Source organism: Pyrobaculum calidifontis JCM 11548, from assembly GCF_000015805.1.
GTDB lineage: Archaea > Thermoproteota > Thermoprotei > Thermoproteales > Thermoproteaceae > Pyrobaculum > Pyrobaculum calidifontis.
The window spans coordinates 860,142-872,483 of record NC_009073.1; the positions used below are offsets into that span (position 1 = coordinate 860,142).

Below are 12,342 nucleotides of genomic sequence, written 5' to 3' on the forward strand. Positions count from 1 at the left end.
CAGAGTTTAAGAGGTTATCCCCGACGCCCTCCACCGCCTCCAAAGGCGTCTGCCAAACGCAACGGCAACTGGTCGAGGGCGTCGGGCCTCCATGCCGCCAAGCTCTGCGGGAGGCGCGCCGGGTCTGTCTAGCGCGCGTGTGAGGTAAACTCTACGGCGACTGGGTAGGCGCGGTTTGGCTGTGCCTTGGCGTCGATGAGGACCTCCAGTCTCGCGGGGAGGCACTGTCCCGCCTTAAAGACTGCGTTTAGCGGCGTGTAGTTGCCAAAGCTGTATCCAAACGCTGTCCCGTTGACGTACAGCAGGAAGACCTTCACCTCGGGCGGCGCCTCCACTACCCTCGCCGAGACAGCCACGTCGGCCCCCGCCACGTTGCACACATACACGTCGTACACGGCGAGGGCACCCACAGGCGCCACAAGGCCAAAAGTCTGCGTCCCATTCCAACCCACCAACACCGCCAAGGGAACCGCCGACACGCCGCCGCCACCCGCCAGGCCCAGCGCAACCCCCGGCGCCACCCCCACCAAAGAGAACACCACCAACAACAAGAGGGCCACCGCGCCGAGCACCACCACGGCGAGAGAAGGCCTCCTTTCCTCCTCTTCCTCCACCTTCGCCACAGCCCTCTCCACCGCCGACGTCATCCCCACGCCTCCACAGTCCTCACTATTAAGTACTCCCCCGGCCCAGCCCTGAAGCCTATGTACTGCGCGGCTGGCGGCGCGGCGCAGCCAAAGCGGGCCAACGGGCCACCAGCGGAGTCTCTCACGATTACGTCGCCCAGGGCGGCGAGTGGCCTAAGCTCTACCCACCTCGACGAGGGGCTGTAGTAGCCGTAGACACAGCCCGCCGACGCGCCGCGTAGGTAGAGGCCGAAGGCCTCGCCCAGCGCTGAGGTTAGGGCAACGTACTTTCCCTTGCCTGTGAAGTTGGCCACGTATGTAAGCGCGCCTTGGACAAGCTGAGTGTAGGCCGTGGCGCCGTTTGCCACGAACAAGGCGTAGTTAGTCTGCCACACGTAGGCCCCCGGCGCCGTGTTGCTATACCAGCCGGCCGGCAGTGGACAAGAGTAGCTCTGCACAGTGACGGGCCCCCACTCCACTGCGAAGTCGCCTAGGGTGCCATCAGAGTCGGCATAGCTTGCATCTGTCACGACTAGGGCCACCGATGTGACAGCCCCCTGCGCAGTCAGCGTTATGGTGAAGGCGTAGTCGCCCGGCGTTATGCTACCAAGCCGCGTAGCCACGTAACGTGTACCCGAGGGAGTACAGGCGCCGGCGCTGTCTACTGTACACACCACCTGCTGTGTAAACGGCGAGACTATTATGCCGTTGTAGTCGACGGTGTCGTAGTAGTAATAGATATACTCCCTATCCGCCGACCCGTCGTAGTCCACGTCCACAGCCACGTCCACATAGACCACGTTGTTACGTGCCTCGTTTCCGCCCCGGATGTACCTAACGCCTACGGAGATCTGAGCCCCCGTGGCGTTAAACTTGTAGTCTATGAAAGCCGCCGCAACGCCGTAGTCCGTGGAGGGTGTGCCAGAGGAACCGCGGGCATCTACCTGCGTCACCAGCCTCCAACTGTCAGTCCTAACAAACACGTCAGTACGATAGCTACCAAGCTCCCAAACCCTCAGCCCGGGGTCACACGCCGGAGCAACCACAGTTATGGCGAAGTTCTGCCAGTCAACCCAGAAGTCGCCAGAGGGGCTACCAGAGGCGGCGCCCGACGCGTCTACTACCACAAACGCAATGCCGACGATTCGCCCCACCTGCGTTGTGGGCAGTGTAATAGATATGGTGAAGGAATTGCCACTAGTCACACTACTAACCTTCGTCAGCCTGTACTGAGGCGGCGGCGTCGTGGTGGGGTCTCCCTGGCTATTTATACTAGCCACGCTACTCCCCCTATTGATAAATATAGACACGATAAGGCCGTTGCCCTGGGCTGTGTCGTAGACGTAGGCTATGTACTCCACGTCGGCTACGCCGTCTCCGTTCTCGTCAACGCCCACGGAGAGGTAGGCCACGTTGTTACGCGTATCGCCGCTAAGGGCGTAGGCGCCGGAGACTTGCACCGTAGCCCCAGCCGCTACTACTAGGCCCCAGCGGTCTGCCACTCTGTATATGGCTGAGGAGAGGCCCCAGTCGGTGCTACTTCTTGCGTCTATCTGCGTCCTTATCGACGAGCCGGTGTACCGCACCGGCGACACTGCAAGGTAAGTGGAGCTGTACACTGCGTATTCGTCGATGTAGGTTGGCTTTGAGCTGTAGGCCAAGGAGTCGCTATAGGACGGAAGCGTGGCCGTGTAGGTGCCTCCGGCGCAAGTGTACTGCTGGGTGTAGGTGTGGCCTGGGCAGGAAAAGCTCCACGACGTCAGTTTCGACATGGGCTCTGCTGTGAAGTTGACCAGCTGTACGGCGTATATGCCTCCTTTGTTGAACTGGGCTGTGGCGAGGATGGAGTACCGCCCCGTCGTCGCCATAGACCACACGAGAGGCGCCGGGGCGGGAGCGTAGGATCCCGCGTTTTGCGTGTTACCTATCTGCTGGACGTTACCCAGCGAGATGGTGTACGTCCCGCCTGGGTTTCCGCTACGGCCAACTACCTCAAGCCTTGTCTGCCAGCCGGCGTCTCTGGCGGCGAATATGCCCACTGTATATGTCTCGGGCCACCCCGGCTTAAACTTGACGTAGTAGTACGTCACGTTGTACGGCCCAGAGTACTGGTACCACGCCTTCGCCAGTGGGTACAGCGACTGGTTCAAGTTCTTGGAGATGGGGGCCAGCGTGGCGTTGGCAGCCCACTGCGACGCGTTGAAGTAGGCGAGGAGCGCCAGGGCCCCCGCCGCGGCGAGGGCCACCAAGGCGAGAGAGGCGGCTCTTGCACGGCGCCTCATGCAGAAGCCATAAAGTCTAGCTTCTCTCTGTCCTCTGGGCTTAGTGTGTCGGGGTTCACAGAGGCAAGTATTACCTCAGCCGCGGCCTTGGGGTTGACGTAGTAGTACGTGAAGGGGCCTATCCTCACCGACTTGACGCGTCCCTCCCGCTCGAGGACGTAGAGGTGCCACTGCACCGAACTCCAAGACCTCCCCATCGCCCTGGCGATCTGCGAAAGAGTGGCGGCGCCCATCTTCTCCACGACGCGGACAATCTCCCGCCTGACGGGGTCCTCGGCCCTCGCCGTCTTGACCCTCGCCAAAATGGGGGCAATGGGGGCTAGGAGGAGCTCCCTCCTGTTTGAGAGAAGGTGGCTGAGGCCGGCCGCCGCGGCGGCGCCCACGGCCAGCGCCAGTATGGGGGCAGAGGGGGGCAACTGCGTGGGAGGCGGCTGGGGGGTGCGCCACTGCACGTCAACCCAGCCCGAGAGGAGGAGCGGCTCTCCGCCCGTGTTGACGCAGGCGATGGCCATCCGGCTGTACACCTCAGCCACCCCCGTGAAGTTGCACACCGGGGGAAGCGAAGCCGACACTACAGCCGACGTCCCCGGAGGCGGCTGTACCACAAACATCCACATGGTGAGCGGAGCGAGTAACAATAAAACAGTAGCATTCATAGCACCCCCCTCATACGTACTTAAATGTTTTGTGTTGCGCTAAGCCCCTCTAGGAGCACCTTTAGCAGAGTGTCCGGGCTGTCTTTCAGCGCTGAGGTGTAGTAGACGCGGGTTGCGCCAAGGGCTTTCGCCGCCTCTTCGCCGCGGACAAACGTCCCGCGCTCCTCTGCCAAATCCCGCTTGTTGCCTATCAGAATTTTGCGGGGAGCATAGCTGGCAAGCGGCGCAAGCTGAAGGAGCTCCTCCAATGTGCGCCGGTCTGTGACATCGTACATGTAGGCAATTAAGTCGATCTGGGCGCCGTAAGTCTTAACGGCCTCGTTGTAAAGCGCCACAACCTCTGCGGCGTATTGCCCAGGGGCGTCTAGCAGGAAGAGCTCCATGTCCCCAACCCTCAGCGCGTAGAACTGGGGCCTCCTCGTCACTCTCGGCGTCCTGGAGAGGCCCAGCAGGCGATATATGTAAGTAGTCTTGCCCACTCCACCCACCCCGAGGAAAGACACGGCGTGTCGCTTCATACCAGGAACGGGTCGCCTAGCCCCAGCGCCCTGGCCACCACGGCGAGGAGGATAATGTAGACCCAGGCCGCGGCGGCGAAGAGGTAGAAGGTCCACCTCCGGGTCCACATCCCCCACCAAGTGTAGGCGATAGACACGGCGAGGAGGCTCACCGCGAGTAGGTAGGTGAAGCGGGCATAGAAGAGCTGCCACTGCTGTAGGAGGAGGGTTAGGACGAAGCCGGCGATGAAGGAGACGAGCGCCCCAGTCCACGTGGTGAAGGTGGCGCGCCTAGCCACGTAGAATATATATACCAGGGGCGCCAGCGCCGCCACTGCGCCGCCAGCCGCCGACAGTAGCATCATCTCGGCGAAATTCATATGACCCACAGCGTGTAGCTATTTAAAGCCAGCGCCGCGAGGTAGAGGGCGAATAGGTACACATAGGGGGCGCATGATATGAGCGCCAGGTCGAGGTCGCGTCTCAGGGGCCGCAGGGCGATGTGTAGCTGGAGGAGCTGCGCCGCGAGGAGGAGGGCGAGGCCCAGCACTGCGGAAAGCCTAAGCGAGGCGAGTCCCCCATAGGCCACGGTAATCCATACTCCATAGACGTTGGCCGCCGTCGCCAAGGCGAGGAAGGGGACAAGGACGTCTCGGTGTTTGAACATGAGCTGTGGGGCCAGGCCGTACCTCTTCGCCACCACGTTCTCGGCGTAGACTCTGCCGAAGGCCACGGCGAGCCCCGCCGCGACGCCCACGAGGAGGACTGCCCAATTCATGGCCCCCACGGCTTAAGCCCCTCTACTCTGACGTCTACGACCACTGGCCAGCCGTCCCAGCCGCCCGTGGGATCGGCCACGACATAGAATGGCCCAAACCAGCCGGTGGGGAGCCCCTTGGGCAGGGCGAGCCGCTGGAGGGGCGCCTCGGGGCCAGCCACCCAGTATCTAACAGTGCCGTTGTAGAGCCAGACGCCTGGCGAGACCTCCACCGGCGCGGCGCCTCTGCCTGGGGCAAAGTAGGACACATACGTCGTGAGCCGGGGCTCGGAGGGGAAGTGGTAGTACAGTACCCCGCCCCACATGCCCACGGGGGTGCTGTACCAATAGGCGTACAGCTCTCCGTAGCCGCTTCCGTTGGCCACCACGACCCTCCTCAGGGTGGTGTTTATATAGCTGGCGTTGAAGGTGTACGTCGCCAGTATATACCCCTCGGGGGTGGGCACGCCGAATTTGTACTCATAGGCCGTGTAGTTGGGCGGAGGCGGGGTTGGGGCCTTCCCCACGCCGTTGGGGCACGGCGCGTCGTATATGTAGAGCTGGCCTCTGCCCTCTAGCCTTATGAAGAAGCCGTAGCGGGTCTGGCCCTCCCTTGAGGGCAAGAGAGGCAGCGGGCGCACCTGTGGGGCCACTGGCGCATAGCGCAGGGCCTCTGGCAGTAGGAGCGACTTGTTGTACACCGCGGCGCAGCCCACAAGCGGCGTTCTGCCAATTGGCCTCTCCCAGGCGTATACCTCTCCGCCGCCGACTTGCACAAACTGCCACCCCCTGCCCTCCAGCGTGACCACCGCCCGCCGCGACGCTGGGTACCAGTCCACGAGCTTTACCCTGACTTCCACGGCCCTCCACCACCCCGACGCGTGGGTGAAGTTGAGGACGCAGCGCCCCTCCCACCCCGGCGGCACCGTTATGTTGACCCACTTGGCCCCGGGCGGCGGTGTGAGGAAGTGCGGCGGGACAAATGGGCAGTTCCCCCCGACGTGCACCTCCACAGGCGCCATCAGCTCCACCTTTACCGCCCTGTCGTACTGCCACGGGGCGTAGGGCGAGCTGTAGAGGTAGAGCACGCCGTCGCGCCACGCGGCGTAGGAGGGGAGGACCCCCGGCCCTACCTCAGCCGGGGAGCCCGAGGTAAACACATACTCCCCGTAGGGAGAGGACAGGGCGATGAGAAAAACTAGAGAGGGGAGGAAAAACAGAAAAAACCGCTTTACCTTTTCCCCCTTCACCCTTACGGACTTGTGCTAAACACTACGTTTACCTGGTACGTGGCAATTACAGTCTTGCCGTCTCTAGCCGACGTAGGTAGCGATGGGTCTACTAGCACATAGGCGCCCACAGTGGCACACTGGCCTGGCCCAATGGACACGCTACCTGTGGCGCTCTGTGTGACACTGGTGCCCTGGAATTGTACGTAGTTAGGCGTGGTGGTGGGGTTGACGAAGTACACTCGGAAGTCTTTTATGTAGCTCTCGTAGTTAGTGGTACCTACTGTGCCGACGGCCACTAGCTTGGCGTATAGTGTCCCGCTGTAGTACTTGTTGCAGAGCTGTAGGACGTTGGTGTAGTTGGTGGGGTCGCCGGTGAAGCCCACTATCGAGATTCTCGTCACGTTGTAGCCGGTGGAGGGGTCGTAGTAGTAGGAGACGTAGACGTATCTGTTGTAGCCGCTACTGTCTGACCTAGTTATTGTGGTGTCTGTGCCGGGGTACTTCATGGCTGGAGGCAGTGTGGCGTTGATCAACCAGTACGTCAGGTTAGTAAACGTCAGCGTAGCCATCGCCAGCGCGGCAACTGCCAGCGCCGCCAACGCGATTAGTGGTCTGTAGTTCTTCTTCCTCGCCATGTGCGCCTGAGACTCATAAGTTTAAATATTCAACGTTGTGCCGTTGTATACGTACATGTGCCATGGGCGTCAGACATCGAGTAGCATGCAAGCGGGGCCGTCTGTCTCGTTCCGCGTCTGCGCACACCGCCTCTCGCAAGGCGCGCCTAGCGCCGCCGTGGTTTGTCACGGCCGTTGTTACATATTTTGCGGCGGGCCCCCCATCTTACAGCGCCTAGAGACGCCCAGGGGAGCCTTGCATGCCGTTTGTTATTTCACGCTGGTTTCCGTGCCACAGAAGCGGTCTGAAGAGTAGTAGGGTGGATTGGCCCTGCGCCGGGCTGTTGGCTCGACGGCCTGGCCCCAAGGGCGAGCTCCCTAGGCGTGGCTGTGGACGGGGGGTCAACAAGGGCGGGATTGCCCGTGGTCTACCGCTATGGATGCGCCATGTGTTTACCTTTTTCTCCCTCTGCTCTTGGAGAGCTTAGCCGCCTAATATGCCAGTTATGGTCAACGAGAGACTCACGACGTAGTAGGCCGCGTCTTGTATGTCCCGTTAGGCGACTATTTGCACTGCTTTGCACATTTGTACTAGTATTTCGAATAGTTGTTTGAAGTCGCCTGCGCGTTTTAGGACTTTTGCCTCTCTCTCGTCGTCGTATATTGGGAGGCCGGCGGCCTTTTTTATTCTGCCTATGTCTCTGCAGATTTCTAGTCTGCGTTTTAGTAGGTGCATGAGGGCTCCGTCTACCCAGTCTAGGGCCTCTCTGAGGGTGGAGAGGTCTTGTCCTTGTGGGGCTAGGCCTATGGCGAGGAGGCCGGCGTAGTAGGCGTCGGGGGTGGTCTGGCCGGGGGCTGTGGCTTCGCCTAGGGAGACGTACATTATGGGGCTTCCCAGGGCGGCGGCGGCGAGCCTGGTGTAGACTCCGTGGGGGCCCATGGCGAAGGCCACTGTGGGCTTCTCTAGGGCGCCTATTAGGGAGAGGACTCTGAGCCCGTCGGCTGGGCTCCTCGCGTAGGTGGCTATTTTCACCACGTCGCCCACCTCGGCGGCTTTTCTGCCCCACTGCATCAGCACCTCCAGTGGGGGCGTCTGTTCGAAGTCGTGTCTGCTGGCTATCACCTTGGTGCCTCCGCTGGGGGCCAGCTCCCGTGCGGCTGGGGACTCAGCCTCGACGTCTATGTAGTGGGGCCTTAGGTCGAGGAGCGACGCGTAGAGCCTTATCCTCTCCTCCTCTGTCCCCCTCCAGGCGCCGCCCTCCTCCCTCCTTCTCACGGTGAATATGGCCACCTTCTTCTCCACTGCCTCCCTCAGCGCCTGCATCATTTGCTCGTCGACGCGCTCGGCGTAGTCCAGCCTGTACTCAACGCAGGGCGTCGGCGCCTCCAGCGCCCTGCGTATGTCTGCCACGCCTCTCACGGGCACGGCGCCGCATATCAATACCCCATGTCTCTGAGAACTGGTGTTTTTAAAACCGTTTGCATGCGCCCCCGTGGAGGGGCGGGCATACTTTAGGAGCGACGTGGTGGAGGTGTACGTAGAGGGGCAAGTGACGTGGGATGTGGAGGAGGTGGCTAGGGCTGTGGGGCGGGGGGAGGTGGCGGTGGGAGTCTTCACCTTTGACTTCTCCCCCTGGGAGGGGGTTGCGGTGAGGAGGAGGGAGAGGTGGCCGGGGGCCCTCTTCGTGGTTGGGAGACCCACCTCGCCGATCTTCTCAAGGCCGGCGCGTTGCCGCGTGGAACACCTGGGCGGCTCGGGGGGCTTTCTTGGGGCAGTGGCGGCGGCTAAGGAGGCCTTGGCCCGGGGCGAGGTTTTCCAGCTCGTGTTGGCGCGGTTTGAGAAATACCTCGTGGAGTGTCCAATTGACACAGTGTATAGGGCCCTCGCCGAGGCGTCTGAGGGGAGGTACCACTTCTTTTTCGAGGCTGGGGAAGTGGCCCTCGCCGGGGTGTCGCCCGAGATTTTGGCCAGAGTGGAGGGGCGGCGGGTGTTAAGCGGGCCTATCGGCGGCACAAGGCCGCGGGGGCGCACGGCCGACGAGGACAGGGCGTTGGAGGAGGAGCTCGTGTCGAGCGTTAAGGAGAGGGCTGAGCACATAATGCTGGTGGACTCTGTGAGAAACGACTTGGGGAGGGTGTGCGCGTGGGGGAGCGTGAGGCCGGTGGAGGTGCTGAAGGTGGAGAAGTACAGCTACGTCCAGCACTTGGTCTCCTACGTGGAGGGGGTTCTCGACCGCTTCTACCGCCCCATTGATGCAGTCTTGGCGCTTAACCCCACTACCACGGTGGTGGGGGTGCCCAAGCCGAGGGCCATGTCGCTTATAGACATGCTTGAGGAAGAGCCGCGGGGGCCCTTCGCGGGTAGCTTCGGCGTATTGGCCAAGGACTTTGCTGACTTTGCCGTGGTCATTAGGAGCGTGTATGGGGAGGGGGACACGTTCTATGTGTGGGCCGGGGCGGGGATTGTGGCAGATTCAAACCCGGCGTGGGAGCTGAGGGAGACCGAGGTCAAAATGGCGCCTGCCAAGGCCGCGCTGAGGAGGCTAGGTAGTTCTCCACCTCCTTAGCTACCTCGACCGCCTCTCTCGCCTCGGCCTCCCCCAAGAGGTACTTGTAGAGGGGCTTGTGGAACTTTTCTACGAACTTCATCCAGCCCGGGCCCCTCAGGGGCCTGGCGGCCTCTAGGAGGCCTCTGTGGCGCTTCCACTCACCCCACTGCGCGTCCAGATAGGGGGGAGGATAGGCATAGGTGTACAGCGGCTTGGGCTTGTGCCCTCTCCACGTAAGCCCCCAGATGCCGGAGATGGGGCCCCAGGGCGGCGCCTCAAGCGCGACGTCGCTTGCCCAAGCCGTCCACATGACTCCCCAGACGTATGCGCCGGCTCGGGCCCCCTCCACGAGCTCCCTCGGAGTCCTCGGGGCGCATCTGTACACCTCCCGTGCGGCGGCCAGCGCAGACTTCACGTCGCGGTGGATTAAGTACAGGGGGAGGAAGAGGTCCGTGACAAGGGGCTCCCCGGGCTTTGCCAATAGGCCGAGGCATTTGCCGAAGGGCGCCTTGAAGGCGGCCTGCACGTTGCCGAGCATGGGCAACATCCTCCCCGCCAAGTGCGACAGCTGGCTTGGTAGCAGGCCGGGGGGCTCGGGCGCCTCTCCCTCGGCCTCGTAGAGCCAGGGCTCCTCCACGTAGTAGACCCCCGGCTTTCCCTCGACGTATCTGCGGTAGAGCGACATGTAGTCCAGCTCCACGTATTCGCATCCGAGGGCCTTTGCCAGCGGCTTTAGAAAGACCGCGTGGTAGCCCTCTCTGCCGTACAGCTTACACGCCACAAGCGGAAAATGGCCGCAAATAAAAATCCAGTTTTATATACTGCACATATCTAACGTGGACTTCGCCTCTGTGCTAGAGCGTATTAGGGCGTCGGGGCCTAGGCACCGCCTCGACATAGGCGACCCCGACCTTCCGCCGCCGCCTGAGCTCTTGGAGGCCCTTGGGAGAGCGCGCGACTTTCGGTACGGGCCTCCCGAGGGGCTTCCCGAGTTTAGAGAGGCTGTGGCGGAGGTCTTCGGCGTTGAGCCGGGCGAGGTGGCGGCCGTGGCTGGGGGGAGGCTGGGCCTCGCGGCGCTTATGTGGAAGTTCCGTAGGGAGAGGCTGTTGACGCCGAGGCCCTTCTATCCCGGCTACTTGGAAATTGCCGAGGTCTTCGGCATAGGCCTTGGCTTTGTGGAGGCGGGCGTGGGGTGGCTTCCCAGCTTCTCCGAGCGGGGGGTCTACGTGGTCAACTATCCCAACAACCCCACGGGGGTGGTCCTCCCGAGGGCCAAGGTGAGGGAGCTTGTGGACGTGGCGTCTTTTGTCATAAGCGACGAGATCTACAGAGACATCGTCTTTGCGGAGTTCACATCGCCGGCTGAGCTGAGCTCCTCTGTGGCTGTGGTGTACAGCTTCTCCAAGGTCTTCTCTATCCCGGGCCTCAGGATCGGCGCCGTGGTGGGGCCCCGCGAGGTGGTGAAGGAGGTGGCCAAGTTCAACAAGGCCACGGTGAACGTCCCCCCGACGCCTGTTCAGAGGGCCGTGGCAGAGGTTATACACATACTGCCTAGGCGGAGGGCGGAGGTCTCTAGGGCGTACGCGGAGAGGGCCCGGCTGGCCGCCGAGACGCTTAAGCTCAAGTTCGTGGAGCCAGGCGGCGCGTTTTACATTTTCCCAGAGGTGGGCGACGGGGACCGGTGTTTTGAAGAGGCGCTTAAGAGGGGCGTCTCCGTGTTGCCGGGTGGTCTGTACGGCTCGAAGAGCCATGTGAGAATTGCCTTGGTGGAAGAGGCGCCGCGGCTGGCGGAGGCCTTTAAGGCCCTCAACGAGGCGTGCGCCGGGGGGCCGTGAAGTGTGCGAGGGCCTGCGCGTGGGGCGGGGGGACTATAATTAACGCCATTGCCACAGGTCTCGGCGCCGCTTTCCCCATCTCTATGAGGGCGACGGCGGAGGTCTGTGAGGCGGAGCGCGACTCCGTCTCCACATATGCCGACGTGGACATGGGGCCTGTCTTGAGAGCCGTGGCCCTTGTGAGAGAGAAGCTGGGCTTGGGGCCTCTCTCTGTCAGGATAGAGGGCGATTTGCCCACCGCGGGGGGGCTTAAGTCGAGTAGCGCCACGTTAAACGCCGTCATTAGAGCCGCGGCGGAGCTCGCGGGGGTTAAACTCGACTTATTCGACGCGGCGAGGCTGAACGCGCAGATAAGCAGAGAGGTGGGGATAAGCGTGACGGGGGCCTTTGACGACGCCGTGGCCAGCGCCGTCGGCAGAGCGTATCTCACCGACAACTTCAAGCTAGTGGTGATTAGGGAGTTGGACGTGTCGGGGAGGGCCGTGGTGTTGATACCGCCGTGGGAGAAGCGAAGGCACAAGCTGGAGGAGATGGGGGCCTTGGCGCCCGTCGTCAGAGTCGCTGTGTCGCACGCGGGGCTTGGCATGTGGAAGGAGGCCATGCTGATAAACGCGGTGGCCTACGGCTACGCCCTCGGCTACCCCCCAGACCCCCTCCTCGACGCGCTGAAGCTGGGGGCCGTTGGCGGAGTGTCGGGGACGGGGCCCTCCCACGTCTTCGTCGCCGAGGACCCAGAGCGGCTTGCCCAAGCCTTGGCCAAGTATGGGAAAACCTACGTGGTGGATATCCCGAGAGGCCCTTGCGAGGCGTAGCGCGTCACTGTCCAATTAGCCTCTCCACGTCGGATATGTAGCGCCCCACCTTCTCCACCTCGATCTTCAGCATTTCCAAGTCAATTATGCCGTCGTAGAACGTCATTTGGTGCAGATAACGCTCCCTTGCCCCATACCGATCTCTAAGGCCAAGCCGCTCCACCTCCGGCCTCTCCTCAAGCTTATCCAACAGCTTCCTCCTTTCCCAGTGGCTCGCCGGCACTACGTCGAGCATATGCAAAATGAGGACATTGGTAGCGCTCACCACGGCGTTAGCTTCTCCACTGCGTCTCTAATCCTAACCGCGTCCCCCAACTTGACCCCCTCCTCAAGCTCCTCCACACCCCTCTTAAAGAAGTTCCAAGCGTCTTCAAGGTACACCCTAACTCTTTCGCTCTTCTCCACGGCCACGTAATCTAGGAGCAGTAAAAATGCTTAGTATCCGGAGCCCGCTTCACGGTGGGCGCTCGGCGCCCTCTCGC

The 12,342-nt window shown here is 62.2% G+C and carries 15 protein-coding genes; 3 read left to right on the forward strand and 12 right to left on the reverse strand.

The annotated features are described in order from the left end of the window. Positions 1–128 precede the first annotated feature (128 nt). The 9 genes from PCAL_RS04800 to PCAL_RS04840 form a co-directional block, all read right to left on the reverse strand. Positions 129–653 (reverse strand): hypothetical protein, encoded by a 525-nt coding sequence (locus tag PCAL_RS04800; RefSeq protein WP_193322920.1) that lies wholly within the window; start codon positions 651–653, stop codon positions 129–131. Continuing rightward, a complete protein-coding gene (locus PCAL_RS04805) occupies positions 644–2,908 on the reverse strand; it encodes a hypothetical protein (RefSeq protein WP_011849587.1) in 2,265 nt (754 codons plus the stop codon). Before PCAL_RS04805 ends, PCAL_RS04800 begins: the two co-directional genes overlap by 10 nt. Then, entirely contained in the window at positions 2,905–3,564 is a 660-nt protein-coding gene (locus tag PCAL_RS04810) for a winged helix-turn-helix domain-containing protein (RefSeq protein ID WP_011849588.1), read from the reverse strand. The genes PCAL_RS04805 and PCAL_RS04810 overlap by 4 nt, the downstream gene beginning before the upstream one ends. A gap of 20 nt (positions 3,565–3,584) precedes the next feature. Then, the gene (locus PCAL_RS04815) at positions 3,585–4,082 is read right to left on the reverse strand and encodes a Rab family GTPase (protein WP_011849589.1); all 498 of its coding nucleotides are present in this window, start codon (positions 4,080–4,082) and stop codon (positions 3,585–3,587) included. After that, positions 4,079–4,441 (reverse strand): hypothetical protein, encoded by a 363-nt coding sequence (locus PCAL_RS04820; RefSeq protein ID WP_011849590.1) that lies wholly within the window; start codon positions 4,439–4,441, stop codon positions 4,079–4,081. Before PCAL_RS04820 ends, PCAL_RS04815 begins: the two co-directional genes overlap by 4 nt. After that, positions 4,438–4,839, reverse strand: a complete 402-nt coding sequence (locus tag PCAL_RS04825; RefSeq protein WP_193322921.1) for a hypothetical protein — start codon at positions 4,837–4,839, stop codon at positions 4,438–4,440. Before PCAL_RS04825 ends, PCAL_RS04820 begins: the two co-directional genes overlap by 4 nt. Then, positions 4,836–6,068, reverse strand: coding sequence for a hypothetical protein (locus PCAL_RS04830; protein WP_011849592.1), 1,233 nt, complete (start codon positions 6,066–6,068; stop codon positions 4,836–4,838). The genes PCAL_RS04825 and PCAL_RS04830 overlap by 4 nt, the downstream gene beginning before the upstream one ends. Positions 6,069–6,070: 2 nt before the next feature. Continuing rightward, positions 6,071–6,685: a hypothetical protein gene (locus PCAL_RS04835; RefSeq protein WP_011849593.1), complete on the reverse strand. Its 615-nt coding sequence runs from the start codon at positions 6,683–6,685 to the stop codon at positions 6,071–6,073. A gap of 535 nt (positions 6,686–7,220) precedes the next feature. Continuing rightward, entirely contained in the window at positions 7,221–8,105 is an 885-nt protein-coding gene (locus PCAL_RS04840) for a chorismate mutase (protein WP_011849594.1), read from the reverse strand. A 52-nt stretch (positions 8,106–8,157) separates the two neighbouring features. Here PCAL_RS04840 and PCAL_RS04845 point away from each other — a divergent pair, with 52 nt between their 5' ends. After that, the gene (locus PCAL_RS04845; protein ID WP_011849595.1) at positions 8,158–9,231 is read left to right on the forward strand and encodes an anthranilate synthase component I family protein; all 1,074 of its coding nucleotides are present in this window, start codon (positions 8,158–8,160) and stop codon (positions 9,229–9,231) included. On the opposite strand, the gene PCAL_RS04850 is transcribed toward PCAL_RS04845, so the two are convergent. Continuing rightward, positions 9,173–9,994 carry a hypothetical protein gene (locus tag PCAL_RS04850; protein ID WP_011849596.1) on the reverse strand — a complete coding sequence of 274 codons (822 nt, stop codon included), beginning with the start codon at positions 9,992–9,994 and terminating at the stop codon, positions 9,173–9,175. The two genes, PCAL_RS04845 and PCAL_RS04850, sit on opposite strands and share 59 nt — an antisense overlap. 55 nt (positions 9,995–10,049) lie before the next feature. Here PCAL_RS04850 and PCAL_RS04855 point away from each other — a divergent pair, with 55 nt between their 5' ends. Continuing rightward, positions 10,050–11,048 (forward strand): pyridoxal phosphate-dependent aminotransferase, encoded by a 999-nt coding sequence (locus tag PCAL_RS04855; RefSeq protein WP_011849597.1) that lies wholly within the window; start codon positions 10,050–10,052, stop codon positions 11,046–11,048. Further along, a complete protein-coding gene (locus tag PCAL_RS04860; RefSeq protein WP_011849598.1) occupies positions 11,045–11,860 on the forward strand; it encodes a shikimate kinase in 816 nt (271 codons plus the stop codon). Before PCAL_RS04855 ends, PCAL_RS04860 begins: the two co-directional genes overlap by 4 nt. Before the next feature lie 4 nt (positions 11,861–11,864). Here the strand turns inward: PCAL_RS04860 and PCAL_RS04865 are convergent, their stop codons facing one another. Both PCAL_RS04865 and PCAL_RS04870 read right to left on the reverse strand, forming a co-directional pair. Beyond that, positions 11,865–12,095, reverse strand: coding sequence for a hypothetical protein (locus PCAL_RS04865; RefSeq protein WP_226952002.1), 231 nt, complete (start codon positions 12,093–12,095; stop codon positions 11,865–11,867). Between the two features lie 26 nt (positions 12,096–12,121). Beyond that, positions 12,122–12,265, reverse strand: coding sequence for a hypothetical protein (locus PCAL_RS04870; protein ID WP_193322922.1), 144 nt, complete (start codon positions 12,263–12,265; stop codon positions 12,122–12,124). Positions 12,266–12,342: the final 77 nt, after the last annotated feature.